Origin of the sequence: Bacteroides sp. AF39-11AC, assembly GCF_003474285.1 — a bacterium.
Lineage (GTDB): Bacteria > Bacteroidota > Bacteroidia > Bacteroidales > Bacteroidaceae > Bacteroides.
Map to the genome: position 1 here is coordinate 79,761 of NZ_QROH01000004.1, position 17,051 is coordinate 96,811.

Annotated in this window: 15 protein-coding genes and 1 riboswitch; of the genes, 8 read left to right on the top strand and 7 right to left on the bottom strand. The window is 42.5% G+C overall.

Annotated features, from left to right (window positions below):
* Positions 1-5 precede the first annotated feature (5 nt).
* The 4 genes from thiC to DW036_RS08960 form a co-directional block, all read right to left on the bottom strand.
* Positions 6-1,730 (bottom strand): phosphomethylpyrimidine synthase ThiC, encoded by a 1,725-nt coding sequence (thiC, locus tag DW036_RS08945; RefSeq protein WP_118463369.1) that lies wholly within the window; start codon positions 1,728-1,730, stop codon positions 6-8.
* A gap of 17 nt (positions 1,731-1,747) precedes the next feature.
* Positions 1,748-2,368, bottom strand: coding sequence for a thiamine phosphate synthase (locus DW036_RS08950; protein WP_118463371.1), 621 nt, complete (start codon positions 2,366-2,368; stop codon positions 1,748-1,750).
* Positions 2,369-2,430: 62 nt separating this feature from the next.
* Positions 2,431-2,524, bottom strand: a riboswitch (TPP riboswitch).
* A 54-nt stretch (positions 2,525-2,578) separates the two neighbouring features.
* The gene (locus DW036_RS08955) at positions 2,579-3,430 is read right to left on the bottom strand and encodes a hypothetical protein (RefSeq protein WP_118464246.1); all 852 of its coding nucleotides are present in this window, start codon (positions 3,428-3,430) and stop codon (positions 2,579-2,581) included.
* 461 nt (positions 3,431-3,891) lie between these two features.
* Positions 3,892-4,947 (bottom strand): porin, encoded by a 1,056-nt coding sequence (locus tag DW036_RS08960; RefSeq protein WP_118463374.1) that lies wholly within the window; start codon positions 4,945-4,947, stop codon positions 3,892-3,894.
* Between the two features lie 252 nt (positions 4,948-5,199).
* Here DW036_RS08960 and DW036_RS08965 point away from each other — a divergent pair, with 252 nt between their 5' ends.
* From DW036_RS08965 to DW036_RS09000, 8 genes are all read left to right on the top strand, one after another.
* A complete protein-coding gene (locus DW036_RS08965) occupies positions 5,200-6,096 on the top strand; it encodes a metallophosphoesterase (RefSeq protein WP_118463377.1) in 897 nt (298 codons plus the stop codon).
* Positions 6,097-6,180: 84 nt separating this feature from the next.
* A complete protein-coding gene (gene mnmA, locus DW036_RS08970; RefSeq protein ID WP_118223528.1) occupies positions 6,181-7,260 on the top strand; it encodes a tRNA 2-thiouridine(34) synthase MnmA in 1,080 nt (359 codons plus the stop codon).
* A gap of 18 nt (positions 7,261-7,278) precedes the next feature.
* Positions 7,279-8,649, top strand: a complete 1,371-nt coding sequence (locus DW036_RS08975; RefSeq protein WP_118463380.1) for a S8 family serine peptidase — start codon at positions 7,279-7,281, stop codon at positions 8,647-8,649.
* A gap of 54 nt (positions 8,650-8,703) precedes the next feature.
* Complete coding sequence (gene xseA / locus DW036_RS08980) at positions 8,704-9,942, top strand: exodeoxyribonuclease VII large subunit (RefSeq protein WP_118463383.1); 1,239 nt, start codon at positions 8,704-8,706, stop codon at positions 9,940-9,942.
* A gap of 21 nt (positions 9,943-9,963) precedes the next feature.
* Positions 9,964-10,179, top strand: a complete 216-nt coding sequence (xseB, locus tag DW036_RS08985) for an exodeoxyribonuclease VII small subunit (protein ID WP_022391831.1) — start codon at positions 9,964-9,966, stop codon at positions 10,177-10,179.
* Between the two features lie 52 nt (positions 10,180-10,231).
* Positions 10,232-11,251: a branched-chain amino acid aminotransferase gene (locus DW036_RS08990; protein WP_022391830.1), complete on the top strand. Its 1,020-nt coding sequence runs from the start codon at positions 10,232-10,234 to the stop codon at positions 11,249-11,251.
* A 3-nt stretch (positions 11,252-11,254) separates the two neighbouring features.
* Positions 11,255-12,013 carry a tRNA (guanosine(46)-N7)-methyltransferase TrmB gene (trmB, locus tag DW036_RS08995; protein WP_118463385.1) on the top strand — a complete coding sequence of 253 codons (759 nt, stop codon included), beginning with the start codon at positions 11,255-11,257 and terminating at the stop codon, positions 12,011-12,013.
* Between the two features lie 92 nt (positions 12,014-12,105).
* Positions 12,106-13,206 (top strand): Mrp/NBP35 family ATP-binding protein, encoded by a 1,101-nt coding sequence (locus tag DW036_RS09000; RefSeq protein ID WP_118463388.1) that lies wholly within the window; start codon positions 12,106-12,108, stop codon positions 13,204-13,206.
* A gap of 82 nt (positions 13,207-13,288) precedes the next feature.
* On the opposite strand, the gene DW036_RS09005 is transcribed toward DW036_RS09000, so the two are convergent.
* The 3 genes from DW036_RS09005 to DW036_RS09015 all read right to left on the bottom strand — a co-directional run bounded on the left by DW036_RS09005 (position 13,289) and on the right by DW036_RS09015 (position 17,028).
* Positions 13,289-14,476 carry a peroxiredoxin gene (locus DW036_RS09005; protein ID WP_118463391.1) on the bottom strand — a complete coding sequence of 396 codons (1,188 nt, stop codon included), beginning with the start codon at positions 14,474-14,476 and terminating at the stop codon, positions 13,289-13,291.
* A gap of 115 nt (positions 14,477-14,591) precedes the next feature.
* Entirely contained in the window at positions 14,592-16,622 is a 2,031-nt protein-coding gene (locus DW036_RS09010; protein ID WP_118463394.1) for a TonB family protein, read from the bottom strand.
* 43 nt (positions 16,623-16,665) lie between these two features.
* Entirely contained in the window at positions 16,666-17,028 is a 363-nt protein-coding gene (locus DW036_RS09015) for a BlaI/MecI/CopY family transcriptional regulator (RefSeq protein ID WP_022391825.1), read from the bottom strand.
* Positions 17,029-17,051 lie beyond the last annotated feature (23 nt).

Sequence of the window (17,051 nt, forward strand, 5' to 3'; positions counted from 1 at the left end):
AAAGTCTATTTGTTATTTTCTATCTCTTCTGCTTCTGCATCATAATCGCAATCCCTCAGCCCTTGGCTGATCCGCATGGCGCAGAAGTTAGGTCCGCACATCGTGCAGTACTTTCCGTTCAGATGGTTTGCTTCCTTGTAATATTGCAAGGCACGTTCCGGGTCCAAACTCAGATTAAACTGGTCTTTCCAGCGGAACTCGTAGCGGGCTTTACTCAAGGCATCGTCCCGGATCTCCGCACCCGGATGCCCTTTGGCAAGATCCGCGGCATGTGCAGCTATTTTATAAGTGACCACTCCTATACGGACATCCTCTTTTTGAGGCAAGGCGAGGTGCTCTTTCGGGGTTACATAGCAAAGCATTGCTGTTCCGTACCAACCGATTTGTGCTGCGCCGATGGCACTTGTGATATGGTCGTATCCCGGTGCAATATCCGTTACCAGCGGACCGAGGGTATAAAATGGTGCTCCGTGGCATTTTTCTATCTGCCGGTCCATATTCTCTCTGATCTTATGCATCGGCACATGACCGGGACCTTCGATGAATGCCTGTACATTCTTTGCCCAGGCACGCTCTACGAGTTCACCCATTGTGTCCAACTCCGCAAACTGAGCCCGGTCATTGGCATCACGAATCGCTCCGGGACGTAAACCGTCTCCTAAAGAGAGTGCCACATCATATTGTGCACATATATCACATATATCATCAAAATGCTCATACAGGAAACTTTCCTTCTGATGTACCTTGCACCATTGTGAAATGATACTGCCACCACGACTCACCATTCCGCAAAGGCGTTCGTTAGCATAATGGATATTCTTCAGGCGTATGCCGCAATGAATTGTAAAATAATCCACTCCTTGTTCACACTGCTCGATCAGCGTATCCCGGAATAACTCCCAGGTAAGGTTTTCCGCTTTTCCGCGTACTTTTTCCATAGCCTGATACATAGGGACTGTACCTACCGGAACGGGGCAATTACGGATGATCCATTCGCGGGTTTCGTGGATGTTTTCTCCTGTAGATAAATCCATCAATGTGTCTCCACCCCATTTGCAACTCCAAACGGCTTTTTCCACTTCTTCTTCAATAGTAGAGGAAGTAGCCGAATTTCCAATATTGGTATTGATCTTTACAAGAAACTTTGAACCGATGATCATAGGTTCTGCCTCAGGATGGTTGATATTGGCAGGCAATGCGGCACGTCCTGCTGCAATCTCTTCCCTTACAAACTCTGGTGTGATGTAAGTATCTATACCCAGTTCTTTGCAGTTCATGTTTTCACGGATGGCTACATATTCCATTTCCGGGGTAACGATACCCTGTTTGGCATAATACATTTGGGTAATCTCTTTTCCTTCCTTTGCACGATAGGGCAAGGTGATATGGTCAAAACGTAAGGGATCGAGACTTTTGTCCGCCAGACGCATCTTTCCATATTCGGAACTGATTTCCGGTAGTCGTTCAACTTCCCGTTCCTGTATCCACGGTTCGCGGAGGCGTGGCAGGCCTTTCTTTAAATCTACTTTCAGGTTTGGATCACTGTATGCACCACTTGTGTCATAGATGTAGACAGGTGCATTCTCCGTCATGACTTTTTTCCCGTTTTCCACTACTACGGTAGGGGTGAGGTTTACTTTTCGCATCCCCACCTTCAGGTAAGGATGGAGTTGCCCTTGCATATAGACTTTCTCGGATTCGGGATAAGTAATTCTTGTTTTATCTTCCATGGTTCACTAATTGATTGCTATTGGGTCAGTCGTATAATTGTCTCCATTTCATGTACAGGATTCTCTGCTTTCAGAATACCGCCGCTTAGCGCTATCCCGCTCAGTCCTAATGCTTTCAGGGATGGAATGTCTTCGCGTGTGATTCCACCGATGGCAATAATCGGAATGGATATGCCTTCCTTCTGCATTTGTGCAAGTATGGAACGGTAGCCGTCCAGTCCCAGGATAGGTGATAACTTTTGCTTGGTAGTTGTGAAACGGAAAGGGCCGCAACCTATGTAGTCGGCACCATCGGTAACATGTTGCCTGATGTCCGCAAATGTGTTGGCGGTTCCACCGATAATAAACCCTTTGCCCAGCATTTTCCTTGCTTCTTCTATCGGCATATCCAGTTTTCCTAAGTGGACACCGTCCGCACCAATTTCTTTCACCAGATCTACATGATCATCAATGATGAAAGTAGCTCCGTATTGGCGGCAGAGTTCCTGTACGTGCATGGCTGTGGTCTTCAGTTCTTCTTCGGAAGCATTTTTCATCCGAAGTTGAACCCAGTGGCAGCCTCCTTCGAGGGCTATACGTGCGGAGTCCGGATAAGAAATGGATGCCGTAAAATGCGTAATGAATTGTACGTCAAACATTCAAATTCTGAATTTAGAAATTATACTTGCAGAAAGGGGCAGTAGTATAAACGAATAGTAAGAAGATAAGAAGAAAAATTCCCTTCGACGGTACTAACCGTATCAGGTTCATTGGGTATAATCTCAGCTATATTTATAGCACCCCCTTTTCTGCCGACAAAGTAAGGACGAATGTTTTTAACCGGAAAGAGACCGGCTTATCTTTTATGATTATTTAAACTTAACATAATTCAGTCGTGTATATTGCTTGTTTCCCGAAGTAAAGGTGCATGAGATACGTGCTGAAGCGATAAATACCGTTTCACCAGGTTGGAAAGCGTGCTCTGTACCGGGCACTTGGCACGATTCCCGGCTTGCAGTGCGGGAACTTACCCGGAAAGTAATCAGATTGCCGATAGGGTCTTCCAGTGTAAGTATCTGCCGGACATGGAAATAGGGAGTTGTTCCTTTGACCATTGTTTTGTAAGGATCGTCTTCCAACCGTACACGTAGTACTTTCAGCGTTAGGTTCTCTACTTTATCTCCCTCCTTACCCAGAAAGCGGCTGGTAGAATATTTCTGCCTTGCCTGTCGTTTTTGAATATCCAGATGAACGGAATGGTATATCTGTGCTATTTGTACGAAACGTTCCTGTTTAGGAATACGGGGAGTGAATTTATAGGCAATCCAACTAACATAACTCGGGTCGATGCGGAAGATTTCGTGCAGGAAATGTCCGTGATATTTCCCGAAAGCAATAATATCGTCTCCCTTACTTTGCATACGTTTAGCATTATACTCCACCAATAGCATGCAGCGGGGAGAGTAATAACATAGACTGCTTGCTGCCCGCAGGCTTTCATGAATATCTGTAGAAAGGTCTTGAATGTAAAAAATAGACTGGCGTTCGGGTAGTGGAGAATAAATCCATAATGAATAACGGGGGTAATCGGGACGGGGCAGTGCTACCAGATAAGCACCTACATCTTTGTAAGATGTTCTTCCCCGGTTGTATTCGTTTAATTTCTGATACAACAGTTCTTGTTCTGCTTCGGGTATTCCCGGAATAATCGGATTTGCCATAAGCATTGAGTTATTTACTCAAATATAAGATTTTTCAGGCAAATAATCAAACTTTGTATGGAAAGTTTTAGAAAGAGATAATCTATATTTTATAAAATAACTGAAATTATATTATTCGATAACTTTGAATGATACTACTTATAATCTCTTATTCTTACAATCCACTTTTCCTGTGTGGTGCATTCACTTTATATCTGCTCCATATCCGAACCGTATCAAGACCGTACTTGCTCCGTACATTCTCCACTCAGAGGTACCTTTATACGGAGAAAACACGGAGATGGTACGGAGCAAGTATGGCTAAGGTATGCTCTGGATGGGTTTTTGAAGACTGCCGAGTCAATATTTACAGCTTTGTACTGCTCTGCAACGTGTAGGGTATATATCTGAAGAAGAGTAATCAAAATAAACATTGCTTAGGCGAGTGTAAATTAGAGGAGTATATCTTCCCAATAAAGGTGTCAGAATCTGACCATTAGTTCCAGCACTATTTTGTCTTGTTCGGACTCTTTGGCAATACTGTTTTTAGCATAGAAATATTTCTCAAAGTTCAGTCGAAGGTCCGTGCGGAATGCTTTACTGAGGCTAAATGTGATACCACCAGTCACGCGATGACGTTTGTAGTCAGTGGTGACTAAAGCTCCGGTTTCTTCATCGATGGCTTTGCCATCACTTTGGCTGGTCATCATGTCATAACGTGCCAGGAAAGACATTTTATTGAATACTTTTCGCAAAGGTAGGTCGTAGTTGATGAAACTATTTACAGCATGTACATTGTCGTAGGCATTGTCTGCATAGGTTTTATACAAGTATTCCCCTTCAATGTGGAAGCGTCCGAATTCATAGAAAGCACCGATGTCATACGAATTTATCCGTACGTCCTGTGGCTGTATGCTCTGTATGCTTAAAGCGAGGTTTAGCTTCTTGGCAAAGAGGAACTGTGCTTTGGCAGAATAATTCACCTCTTTGTGCCACTCTTTTTGATTGGTCAGCCCCGAACCATTGTAGAGTCCACCTTCTAACGTGACAGGTACTTCGGTTCCTAATTTATAGCCCAATGTAACACCAACGTCACGTACATTACCAACTTGTTTCGCAATAAATGAACGGTTGGCAAAATATTGCTGGTGCGGAGAACGGTGGGCATCGATAGTGAACGGTACGCGCATTTGTCCGGCAGTGACGGTCAGGTCCTTTATTGGGAAAAGGCGTGCATAGGCATCCAGCATTTTTATTTGCCCTTCATCAGATAGGTCGATTTCAGCTTTATAAGCTACGATAGGCAGCACGTTGCCGGTGATGCTGATGCGTGCATTACGCACTTCAAAACGGCTGGCAGCCATTTCTGTTTGGTACTCAAACTTGGTACGGATGGTCCCGTGTATTTCCGGTAGATAATCCTTTGTTTCCAATTCTTCCTTGTCTACCTTCTTTCCGTCTTCGTTACGGTAAGGGTTTTGAGATATTGCGGCCAGTGGCAGCAGAGCGATGAGCAGCATGGATGCGCTTTTTTTCATAATAAGTTGTAGTCGATTAATTTATGGCGGCAAAGGTCGGACATACGTATGATGTTTTTGTGTCATAAATATTGCATTTTTGTTACACGTCTATCTATGAGAGGGAGACTCGTTTATGATTCAAAATCTATGTGGACAATATTAATTGTTTTTTCGGACGATTTAAATCAATCTGTTAGGATGAAAAACTGTAAATTTGGGACGTTGAAACTATTTGAGAACTTTGTTTATAACTATAAATAGCTTGTTATTATGAAAACATTCATCACATTATTTGTATATCTGGCTTTCCTCTGTGGCAATGTATTGGCCCAAGATACTCCTCTTATTCTCAAATTCGGGTTGTTTGCTGATGCGCAGTATGCAGATTGTCCTTCGGAAAATACGCGGTTCTATAGGGAGACACTACGAAAAATGGACACTTGTGTCAGTTACTTCAATCGGCAGAATGTGGAGTTTACAATTAATTTGGGGGATATTGTTGATAGAAAAAACAGCGACTTAAAAACAATCATGTCTTGTCTCTCTCGTCTGGATCGTGAGATTTATCATCTTACGGGTAATCATGATTATAAAGAGGTGGCAGATGTCTCTGTTCTATACCGGCAGTTGAATATGCCTGCTGGGTATTACTCGTTTCAGAAACAAAATTGGATTTTTATTATGTTGAATACCAATGAAGTTTCGGCATATGCTCATGTCGTAGGAACTGAAAAAGAGCAGGAACTGGCTGAGATGCTGGAGCATATAAAACAGACTGGCGGCAAACAAGGATATAGATGGAATGGGGGAGTCAGTAAGAAACAGATGAAATGGCTGGATAATTTGTTAGCTGAATGTGAGAGAAATAATAATAATGTGTTAATCTTTACACATCATCCGCTCTATCCGGAAAGTGAGTTTACAGCTTTGAATAATGTGGAAATTCTGAATACTATTTCAAAGTATCCATGTGTGAAAGCTGTCTTTTCGGGACATCATCATGCTGGAGCATTCGGCTATTATAAAGGAATACCAATGATAACACATGAGGGAATGATAGAGACAGAAAAACAAAATGCATATTCTATTGTGGAACTTACTCGTGACTCTATTTTGGTGAGAGGATGTGGAAGAGTGCCTTCCCGGTCGTTTAAGTATTTTCTGTGAAGGCATGCTAAAAAGGTATGCCTTTTCTATTTCTTCTGCCCGAAATCATGTATTTTTGTAAGCTAATAAAATGAATCTCCCAAAATGAATAGATCTGAAAAGCGAGTATTGGTAGGCATGAGCGGTGGTATAGATAGTACCGCTACCTGCTTAATGTTGAAGGAACAAGGTTATGAGATAGTGGGCCTTACCATGTGGGTATGGGGAGATGAACCTGTAGAGGCCCGTCAGCTTGCTGATAGTATGGAGATTGAACACTATGTAGCTGATGAACGTGAGGCTTTTCGTAAAGTGATTGTACAGAACTTTATAGATGAATATTGTCAGGGACGGACACCCAATCCGTGTGTGATGTGTAATCCTATGTTCAAGTTTCGCATACTGACGGAATGGGCGGATAAATTGGATTGCGCATGGATTGCTACCGGACATTATACTCGTTTGGAAGAAAAGAATGAAAAAGTATATATCGTTGCCGGAGATGATGAAAAGAAGGACCAATCTTATTTTCTCTGGAGATTAGGACAGGATGTGCTGAAACGTTGCATTTTTCCATTGGGAACTTATACGAAGCTACGGGTGCGTGAGTATTTGCGTGAGAAAGGTTATCAGTTAAAGGCTGAAGAAGGTGAAAGTATGGAGGTCTGTTTCATTAAAGGTGATTATCGTGACTTCTTGCGTGAACATAGCCCTGAAATTGACAGGGAAATAGGTCCCGGATGGTTTGTCAATTCTGAAGGTGTGAAGCTGGGGGAACATAAAGGTTTTCCTTATTATACGATTGGGCAGCGGAAAGGCTTGGAAATAGCTTTAGGTAAACCAGCCTATGTATTGAAGATCAATCCACTGAAAAATACAGTGATGTTAGGTGATGCCGAACAATTGCAGACTGAATATATGTTGGCGGAGCAGGACCATATTATTGATGAGCAGGAGTTCTTTTCGGCCCCGGATTTATCAGTACGTATCCGGTATCGTAGTAAACCGATTCCATGTACAGTGAAAAGATTGGAAGACGGACGTTTGTTTGTGCATTTTGCGTCGGAGGCTTCAGCTATTGCACCGGGACAGTCTGCTGTCTTTTATATTGGAAGGCGGGTTGTGGGTGGCTCGTTTATCGCTTCCCAGCGTGGCATTGGTCTGGTTATTGCAGAAAATAAATAAGTAATAGATAATAATAGAATGAGAAAATTATTTCTTCTTTTGGCTTTCACCCTGTTTATGACAGGTGTGTCCGCACAGCAAGATTCATTGAAGTATCGCATCAGCTTAAAAGACAAGGCTGCTACAGAGTATTCATTAAAACGTCCTGAGAAGTTCTTGTCGGAAAAGGCTATTGAGCGCCGCAAAAAGCAGAACCTTCCGATTGATTCTACCGATTTGCCGGTGTGCCGCAAATATATAGATGAAATCCGCAAACAGGGAGTGAATATCGTAGTGGTTGGAAAATGGGATAATTTTGTAACAGTATCTTGTAATGATACTACTTTAATAGACCGCATTGCAGCATTACCTTTTGTACGTTCTGCGGAAAAAGTATGGTTGTCTCCCGGTGCTGATAAACCGACAATGTCAACGGAACGGGATTCTGTAATCAATCAACCGACCATACATCCCGATAGTATCTATGGGCGTGCCATCACTCAGGTTCAATTGAGCAATGGAGATAAATTGCATGAAGCCGGTTTCAAAGGTCAGGGAATGACGATTGCAGTTATTGATGCCGGTTTCCACAATGTAGATAAGATTACTACTATGCAAAATATTCATATTTTGGGTACAAAAGATTTTGTGAATCCCCAAGCGGATATTTTTGCAGAGAGCAGTCACGGCTTGAGCGTTCTGTCTTGTATTGGAATGAATCAACCTGAGATTATGACGGGGACAGCACCCGAAGCTTCTTTCTGGTTGCTTCGCAGTGAAGACGAATATTCGGAGCATTTGGTAGAGCAGGATTATTGGTCGGCTGCTGTAGAATTTGCCGATAGTGTGGGAGTGGATGTGATTAATACCTCTTTGGGGTATTATACGTTTGATGACAAATCAAAGGATTATAAATATCGTGATTTGGATGGACGGCATGCTTTGATGTCTCGTCAGGCTTCCCGCATTGCTGATAAGGGAATGGTGCTGGTATGTAGTGCTGGTAATTCCGGTATGGGGTCTTGGAAGAAAATTACTCCTCCGGGAGATGCGGAAAATGTATTGACGGTAGGAGCTGTCGATAAGAAAGCCACATTGGCCCCTTTCTCATCTATTGGTAATACTGCAGACCATCGTGTGAAGCCTGATGTTGTTGCAGTAGGGTTAGGATCAGACGTCATCCGTCCGGATGGCAATCAGGGACGGGCCAATGGTACTTCTTTCTCTTCGCCTATTATGTGTGGTATGGTGACTTGTTTGTGGCAGGCTTGTCCGAAGTTGACAGCAAAGGAAGTGATTGAATTGGTGCGTCGGTCTGGTGATCGTGCGGATTTTCCCGATAATATCTATGGATATGGGGTACCTGATATGTGGAAGGCGTACAATGAGTATAAGTTGAAGAATAAATAATGAATTACATGTTGCTATTGCTGATGTGTAACCTGTAATACGTAAATGAACAGAATGGAAGCATTGTCTTTGTATGATTTAAACGCTTTGGTGCGTCGGAGCCTTGAACAATGCCTGCCCGATGAATATTGGGTACAGGCAGAGCTGAGCGATGTGCGTACGAACAGTACCGGACATTGTTACCTGGAGTTTATTCAGAAAGATCTCCGTAGCAATAGTTTGATAGCAAAGGCGCGTGGAACCATTTGGGCAAATGTATATCGTTTGTTGAAACCTTATTTTGAAGAGTCCACAGGACAGGCATTTGTTTCTGGTATCAAGGTTTTGGTTCAGGTAACTGTCAGTTTTCATGAACTTTATGGTTACAGTCTTACCGTGCAGGATATTGATCCTACTTATACCTTGGGTGATATGGCACGCCGGCGCCGGGAGATATTAAAACAGCTTGAGGAGGAAGGGGTGTTGACCTTGAATAAGGAACTGGAAATGCCGGTCTTGCCCCAGCGTATTGCAGTAGTTTCATCACTTACAGCCGCAGGTTACGGGGACTTTTGCCATCAGCTAAAGAATAATTCCCGTGGCTTTTTCTTTCATACGGAATTATTTCCGGCATTGATGCAAGGCGACCGGGTGGAAGAATCTGTATTATCCGCTCTGGATGCTATTCTGAATCGTCAGGAAGATTTTGATGCTGTGGTTATTATCCGTGGCGGTGGGGCTACTTCTGATTTGTCCGGTTTCGATACCTATCTGCTTGCTGCTGCCTGCGCTCAGTTTCCGTTACCCATTATCACTGGTATAGGACATGAGAGAGATGATACGGTACTTGATTCTGTGGCTCATACCCGTGTGAAGACTCCGACTGCTGCTGCGGAGTACCTTATAAATTGCATGAATCTTGCTGCTGATGAACTGGAAGTACTTATCAGTCAACTGCATGAAAGTGTGCGCTCCCGTCTGACAGAAGAACATCGTAAATTGATTTCATACAGAAACCGTATTCCTTCTGCTGTTGTCCGGCGTGTGTCCGATGCCAAACTTGCATTACTGACTACCCGGAAAGATGTTTCGCTGGCTGTTCAGACTTCACTTTCGCGTCAACGGCATCGTCTGGAGTTGTTACAACAACGTCTTGCTGATGCTTCTCCCGAGAAGACGCTGGCACGTGGCTACAGTATCACGTTGAAAGATGGGAAAGTAGTGAAAAATGCTGCTATGTTAAATGAAGAAGACGAAATAGTCACTCGTTTCTACCGGGGTGAAGTAACCTCGGTCATAAGTCGTAAATCATAAACTTAAATCATAAATTTCTTTATGCCTACTCCGAAGAAAAAAGAAACTTATTCCCAGGCAATAGAACGTCTGGAGAAGATTGTCCGTCAGATAGACAATAATGAGTTGGAAATCGATGCGCTTGCTGAAAAAATAAAGGAAGCGAATGAGATTATTGCGTTTTGCAGTGACAAATTGACCAAAGCCGACAAGGAAATAGAAAAATTACTGTCGGAGAAGCGAGAAAGTGAAGAATAAAGATTAAATTTGTTGCAAAATGTACGTAATGAGATTACTAATACTTTGAGATATGAAAGAAATAGATTGGTCTAATCTGTCATTCGGATACATGAAGACAGATTATAATGTGAGAATTAATTTCCGGGAAGGTGAGTGGGGAAAACTCGAAATCAGCAGTAGTGAATTGATCAATATGCATATGGCAGCTACCTGTCTGCATTATGGTCAGGAGGCATTCGAAGGATTGAAAGCATTCCGTGGTAAAGATGGTAAAGTTCGTATTTTCCGTTTGGAAGAGAATGCCGCTCGCTTGCAGTCTACCTGTCGTGGTATTATGATGGCAGAATTGCCCACAGAACGTTTCAAAGAAGCTGTACTCGCAGTAGTGAAGATGAATGAGCGTTTTATTCCGCCTTACGAAAGCGGTGCTTCTCTTTATATTCGTCCGTTACTGATCGGAACAGGTGCACAAGTGGGGGTTCGTCCGTCCAGTGAATATATGTTCCTGATCTTTGTTACTCCGGTAGGTCCATACTTTAAAGGTGGTTTTGCTGCTACTCCTTACGTGATTACTCGTAAGTACGATCGTGCGGCTCCTCTCGGAACAGGTATCTATAAGGTAGGTGGTAACTATGCAGCCAGTTTGCGTGCCAGTCAGGAGGCTCATGCAGCGGGTTATTCTGCCGAATTCTATCTGGATGCCAAAGAAAAGAAATACATCGATGAATGTGGTGCTGCCAACTTCTTCGGCATCAAGGATAATACTTATATAACCCCTTTATCTACTTCCATCCTGCCTTCTATCACAAATAAGAGTTTAATGCAGTTGGCTGAAGATATGGGCATGAAGGTTGAACGCCGTCCGATTGCAGAAGAAGAACTTTCTACTTTCGAGGAAGCTGGTGCTTGTGGTACTGCTGCGGTAATAAGCCCGATTGAACGTATTGACGATCCGGAGAATAATCATTCTTATATCATTGCCAAAGACGGCAAACCGGGACCTGTATGCATGAAGTTATACAATAAGTTGCGTGGTATCCAATATGGTGACGAACCTGACACGCATGGCTGGGTAACCATTGTAGAATAACGCATGAGTAAAGGTAAGTTAGCGAAGTTTGCCGATATGGCAAGTTATCCGCATGTGTTCGAATACCCCTATTCGGCAGTAGATAACGTGCCTTTTGAGAAGAGAGGAAAATGGAATGAGTCGTTCTTTAAGAATGACCATCCCATTGTTTTGGAATTGGGTTGCGGACGCGGTGAATATACAGTAGGACTGGGGCGGCTATTTCCAGATAAGAACTTTATCGGAGTAGACATTAAAGGTGCCCGTATGTGGTCCGGTGCTACGGAGTCGTTGCAGGCAGACATGAAGAATGTTGCTTTTTTGCGTACGAATATCGAAATCATCGATCGTTTCTTTTCTGAAAATGAAGTGAGTGAAATTTGGTTGACCTTCTCTGATCCACAGATGAAGAAGGCCACAAAGCGTTTAACTTCCACTTATTTCATGGAGCGCTATCGTAGATTCCTGAAACCGGATGGTATCATTCATCTCAAGACAGATAGTAACTTTATGTTCACTTATACCCGTTATATGATTGAGGAGAATAGCCTCCCAGTGGATGTGATGACAGAAGATCTGTATCACTCCGGTATGGCTGATGAAATCCTTAGCATTAAAACTTATTACGAACAACAATGGTTGGATCGTGGGTTGAACATCAAATATATCAAGTTCCATCTGCCGAAAGAAGGTGAACTGCATGAACCCGATGTAGAAATAGAGTTAGATGAATATCGCAGTTATAACCGCAGTAAGCGGAGCGGACTGCAAACTTCAAAATAATACATAGTGATGAAGTGTTAGGGTGATAAAGTGCTGAACTGATAGTCACTTTATCACCTTACCGCTTTATCACTCTATCACAACTTTAGATTATGACACTTTATCCTAAACTGATTTTAGATGCACTGGCAACAGTGCGGTATCCCGGCACCGGAAAGAACCTTGTAGAAGCGGAAATGGTTGCCGATAATCTGCGTATTGAAGGCATGAAAGTCAGTTTCTCATTGATATTTGAGAAGCCGACAGATCCTTTCATGAAGTCGGTAATAAAAGCTGCTGAAACAGCTATTCATACCTATGTATCCAATGAGGTAGAAGTCATTATTGCTACGGAGAGTAAGCAGGCGGCACGTCCCGAACCGGGTAAGTTATTGCCTCAGGTAAAGAATATTATCGGAATTTCTTCTGGTAAAGGTGGGGTAGGTAAATCAACGGTATCTGCCAATCTTGCAGTAGCTTTGGCAAAGTTGGGCTATAAAGTAGGTTTGCTGGATGCTGATATTTTCGGTCCGTCTATGCCGAAGATGTTTCAGGTAGAAGATGCACGTCCTTATGCAGAGAATGTAGAGGGGCGTGATTTGATTGTACCGGTTGAGAAATATGGCATTAAACTGCTTTCCATAGGTTTCTTTGTAGACCCTGATCAAGCAACCCTGTGGCGTGGTGGTATGGCGAGCAATGCTTTGAAGCAACTGATAGGTGATGCGAACTGGGGAGATCTTGATTACTTCCTGATAGACCTCCCTCCAGGAACGAGTGATATCCACTTGACTGTGGTTCAGACGCTTGCTCTGACTGGCGCTATTGTTGTCAGCACACCGCAAGCTGTTGCATTGGCGGATGCCCGTAAAGGCATTAACATGTTTGTCAATGATAAAGTAAATGTTCCTATTCTGGGCTTAGTGGAGAATATGGCTTGGTTTACACCAGCCGAATTGCCGGAAAATAAATACTATATTTTCGGTAAGGAAGGGGCAAAGAAACTGGCAGAAGAAATGAATGTACCTTTATTGGGACAGATTCCTATTGTGCAAAGTATTTGTGAAAGTGGTGACAAAGGCACACCGGTAGCACTTGATGAGAATACTGTGACAGGACGTGCCTTTCTGCAATTAGCAGCGAGTGTAGTTCGCCAGGTAGATAAGCGGAATGTAGAGATGGCACCGACGGAAGTGGTGCAAATGCATAAATAGAGAACATCCTATTAATAATAAGAAAGAGATACTGCACTCAATAAACCGAGAGCGGTATCTCTTTCTTATTTTTCTGTTTGTACTACAAAAGTTCTTTTATATAATTCTCTATTTCCTTATCAGTAGAGTCTTTGTTATATCCGGTGACTATCTTTCTTATCACTCGATTTTCATCCAGTATGAAAAAGATCGGAGCGGAAATGGCTTGATAGGCTTTTACTATTTCGTCTGTACCAGTGGTCAGTTTATAATTTATGTGGTGTCTGTTAATATAGTTTTGAAGTGCGTGCGATTTTCGTCTCCACGTTTCTATTGCCACAATGTCAAGGTCATCAGTCTTAAATTTACTTTTTAATTTGTTTAAGAAAGGTATGGATAACTGGCATGGACCGCAGCCTATTCCAGTGAATTGCACAAGTAGTACCTTACTCTTGAAATCACTAAGTGATATATCCTGCTCTTTTTCATTTTTCAGAGTCCACGCAGTAGCCTTTTGTCCAACGAGAGATGAGGTAGGAACTGCTCTATTTTCTCCGACTTTTCTAATTTCATAATCTTTTGGGAAATAATCTGATAGTTTGAAATCATTAATTGATGATTTATTGATTTCTACATCCGAACAGGAATTCATAGAAATGTTGTGGTACATTTCTCTACGTACTTGATATGGTAAATCGTTTGATTTACTGATCCATATTTCATAGCCGGAAGTTGGATCCAGGCAATATGGGTTGTCTATTTTATAATCCTTGCCAAAGAACTCGACTTGCTTATCTTCATTGATTACCAATTTAAAGTAATAGTAGTCTTTTTCTTCTTTTAATTCAGTAGTAATATTATCGTTCGTATTTAGAGCATAACGGATTATACTCTTTGTATAGTTGAAGAAAGGAGGCCCTACTAATCTGAAAGGCAGAGATCTGGTTGTGAAGTCATCAATCATTATCCCTTTTTTATCATGAAACATGTGTGATACTACATGACCATCGTAACCAAACTCTAATTTTTTAGTATCATCAGGATCAAGCGCTATGTAGCTTGCTCCAATGGTTGAATCTGCCGGATTATTATATTCATTAATTAATTGGCGGAATTCAGATAGAGGTATAGTATCTCCCGGTTCCCAGGTTTTTGATACGTTGTAATAGCTTGCAGATTCAATTTTCTCAATCTTATTGAGAACTTTCTGCAAATACTCTTTTTTGCCTTCCTGTGCATTAATTGTATTGATAATGAACAAGAAGCAGGGAAACAGAATTAGTTTATTCATCGTGTAGGGAGTTAGCGGTTATCTGCATCCTGCCCCTGGTGTTGAATTTGACTGCCAGGGGAGGATTTGCGGATAACCTATTATGTTAGAGAGAATTTTTGGGGAAATAATTACTTTATTGCAGTCTGAATATGATAGGGAATGTATATCTTACATTAACTGCCTGCCCTCTCTGTGTACCAGGTTGCCATTTAGGCATATTGGCAGTAACCCGGATGGCTTCTGCATCCAATAGCGGGTCTACACCTTGACTAACTTTAGGATTGGTAACATTGCCATTTGCATCAATAATTACCTCTACAACCACTCGGCCTTGTGTCCCTGCTTTTTGTGCCCCTACTGGATATTTGATATTTTTGGATATATATCTCATAAGTCCTTCCGGCCCACCAGGGAACGAAGGCATTTGCTCTACCACTTCAAATACCTGACCTTCTTCTACAGGTGACTCTTGCCGGGTACCATAACCTACAACTACTGTTTCTTCTATTTTTTGTACGGGTTTGTATTCCTCTTTCTTATCCTCATCCGGTAGGCGGAACATAACAGGGACAGTGTATTTCACCCGAACCGGCTTTCCTTTCTGTGTACCCGGTTTCCAGTTGGGCATTGTACTGATAACGCGTACTGCTTCACCATCCAATTCCGGATCTACTCCACGGATAATGCCTATATTGGAAATACTACCATCTGTGTTTACTATAAACTGTACAGTGACACGTCCTTGTGTTCCGTTCTTCTGTGCATTGACCGGATATTTTATATTTTTCGATAAAAATTGCATCAATGCTGTCATGCCCCCACCCGGGAATTCTGGCATTGATTCTACTACTTCGAATACGGGATTGTCCGGATCATCGACAGGAGGATTCAGCCATTCTCTATTCATGACAATCTTCATGTCTGAGATGTTTTGAGTTTCGGCAGGAACCTGCACAGCCATTTGTTTTCCATCCTTTTTCCAAACCACTATCATGGGAGTACTTTTAAATGCTTTGAAAGAAAAATTCCCATTTTTGTCTGTAACAAATGACTGGTCTTGGGGTAGCTTGTACATGCCATCAATGAAGAATTCAGCTCTTTCTACAGGCTTTCCATCTTTATCCACTACTTTCCCTTTGTAAGCCACAAGCTTATCTTTATCCTGCTGTGGCATTGGCGTTTCTGCCGGTACTGGTTCAGTAGCAACTTTCATATCCGGTGCCGTTTCGTTCGGTGCCAGATTTTCTTCCACAGCCTCTATGACATCTTTTGCCATCTCTTTCGTGGTACGGGCCACGGCTTCGATGTTACTGATAATCATTAGTAAGGCTGCCAGGGGGAGAAACATAAGATACTTAGTTCTCCCTATTTCTCGGGTTCTCTTTTTGTTCATCATTTTGATGCGTTTTTTTAAAGGTAATACATTAAAACTGTTATAGATAGTTGCTGCAGCCTTATAGTGAGATAGTCCTAACAGATGATACTGGTAGGATTTGGAATCATGCCCGGTTTCCAGTACACGATTGTCCGCCAAGTATTCCAAATTGGTGCGGATTTCCCGTTTCATGAGCCAGGCAAAGGGATTGAACCAACAAAGTACGCATGCGGTCTCGCTGATGAGTACATCAATGGAATGCCATTGATTGGCATGTGCCTGTTCGTGGGTTAATATTTCGCTTAATTCCTCTCCGGTATGCGAAGCCGGATGAATGAATATCCAGTGAAAGAAAGAAAAAGGTCCGTCTGCTTGCTTAAGCAAGTGTACGTTGGTGTTTCCAATCTTTGTTTTCCGGCTACGGAAAGCTAGCCGGATAATGCCTGCCAGTTGTACAAGGAAGCGGCCAGCCAGTAGAGCTACTCCTCCCCAATAAACAAAACCAGCCGTTTGGAGCAGGATTGCTTTCCAGTCGAAGGTTGTCTTTTCCGGCGTCAGAGTAAACTCCGGCAAAACGATGTCGGCGTATAAATCTGCCATGGCTACCATAGGTTCCTGCTCCGTAATCCAAGTTTGTATATTTAGTAATGGATAGACGGCAGATACGGCAAAGAAGCAGAGCAGGGCAGCCCTGCGCCACGTGAAGAACGTGTCTTTATAGAAGAATAGCCGGTAAAACGCATAAAATAGCGCGATGGCTACATTGATTTTTAGAAAATAGGCCAACATCTTTTTCTGAATTAAAAATTAAGAATCAGGTAGGTTATCTTTTTCACTCTTTTCCTTTCTCAATCATATTGATGATCTCTTTCAAGTCGTTGGTCGAAATCTTTTGCTCTTTGGCAAAGAAAGAAACCATTTCCTTATACGAATTTTCAAAGTAATTACGCACAAAGCCACTCATGAACGTACGTTTGTATTCGCTTTCACGGATGGCGGGTGTATATTGGTACGTATTTCCTACGCGTGCGGCTGTAACATACTGCTTGCGTTCCAGGTTCTTGACGATGGAAGCTACCGTAGTGTAGGGAGGTGCCGGTTGGGAATATTTGGCAACAATGTCTTTTACGAAGCAACTGCCCAGTTCCCAGATGTAGATCATTGCTTCTTCTTCTTGTATTGTTAATTTTTCCATGGAATAAAAGTTTTTGGATGAAT

What these genes read in the sequence shown, in the direction of transcription:
- xseA (WP_118463383.1), top strand. Translation starts at nt 8,704, where the DNA reads ATGGAAGCATTGTCTTTGTATGATTTAAACGCTTTGGTGCGTCGGAGC.
- trmB (WP_118463385.1), top strand. Translation starts at nt 11,255, where the DNA reads ATGAGTAAAGGTAAGTTAGCGAAGTTTGCCGATATGGCAAGTTATCCG.
- DW036_RS09005 (WP_118463391.1), bottom strand. Translation starts at nt 14,476, where the DNA reads ATGAATAAACTAATTCTGTTTCCCTGCTTCTTGTTCATTATCAATACA.
- mnmA (WP_118223528.1), top strand. Translation starts at nt 6,181, where the DNA reads ATGAATAGATCTGAAAAGCGAGTATTGGTAGGCATGAGCGGTGGTATA.
- DW036_RS08965 (WP_118463377.1), top strand. Translation starts at nt 5,200, where the DNA reads ATGAAAACATTCATCACATTATTTGTATATCTGGCTTTCCTCTGTGGC.
- xseB (WP_022391831.1), top strand. Translation starts at nt 9,964, where the DNA reads ATGCCTACTCCGAAGAAAAAAGAAACTTATTCCCAGGCAATAGAACGT.
- thiC (WP_118463369.1), bottom strand. Translation starts at nt 1,730, where the DNA reads ATGGAAGATAAAACAAGAATTACTTATCCCGAATCCGAGAAAGTCTAT.
- DW036_RS09000 (WP_118463388.1), top strand. Translation starts at nt 12,106, where the DNA reads ATGACACTTTATCCTAAACTGATTTTAGATGCACTGGCAACAGTGCGG.
- DW036_RS09015 (WP_022391825.1), bottom strand. Translation starts at nt 17,028, where the DNA reads ATGGAAAAATTAACAATACAAGAAGAAGAAGCAATGATCTACATCTGG.
- DW036_RS08960 (WP_118463374.1), bottom strand. Translation starts at nt 4,947, where the DNA reads ATGAAAAAAAGCGCATCCATGCTGCTCATCGCTCTGCTGCCACTGGCC.
- DW036_RS08990 (WP_022391830.1), top strand. Translation starts at nt 10,232, where the DNA reads ATGAAAGAAATAGATTGGTCTAATCTGTCATTCGGATACATGAAGACA.
- DW036_RS08955 (WP_118464246.1), bottom strand. Translation starts at nt 3,430, where the DNA reads ATGGCAAATCCGATTATTCCGGGAATACCCGAAGCAGAACAAGAACTG.
- DW036_RS08975 (WP_118463380.1), top strand. Translation starts at nt 7,279, where the DNA reads ATGAGAAAATTATTTCTTCTTTTGGCTTTCACCCTGTTTATGACAGGT.
- DW036_RS09010 (WP_118463394.1), bottom strand. Translation starts at nt 16,622, where the DNA reads ATGTTGGCCTATTTTCTAAAAATCAATGTAGCCATCGCGCTATTTTAT.
- DW036_RS08950 (WP_118463371.1), bottom strand. Translation starts at nt 2,368, where the DNA reads ATGTTTGACGTACAATTCATTACGCATTTTACGGCATCCATTTCTTAT.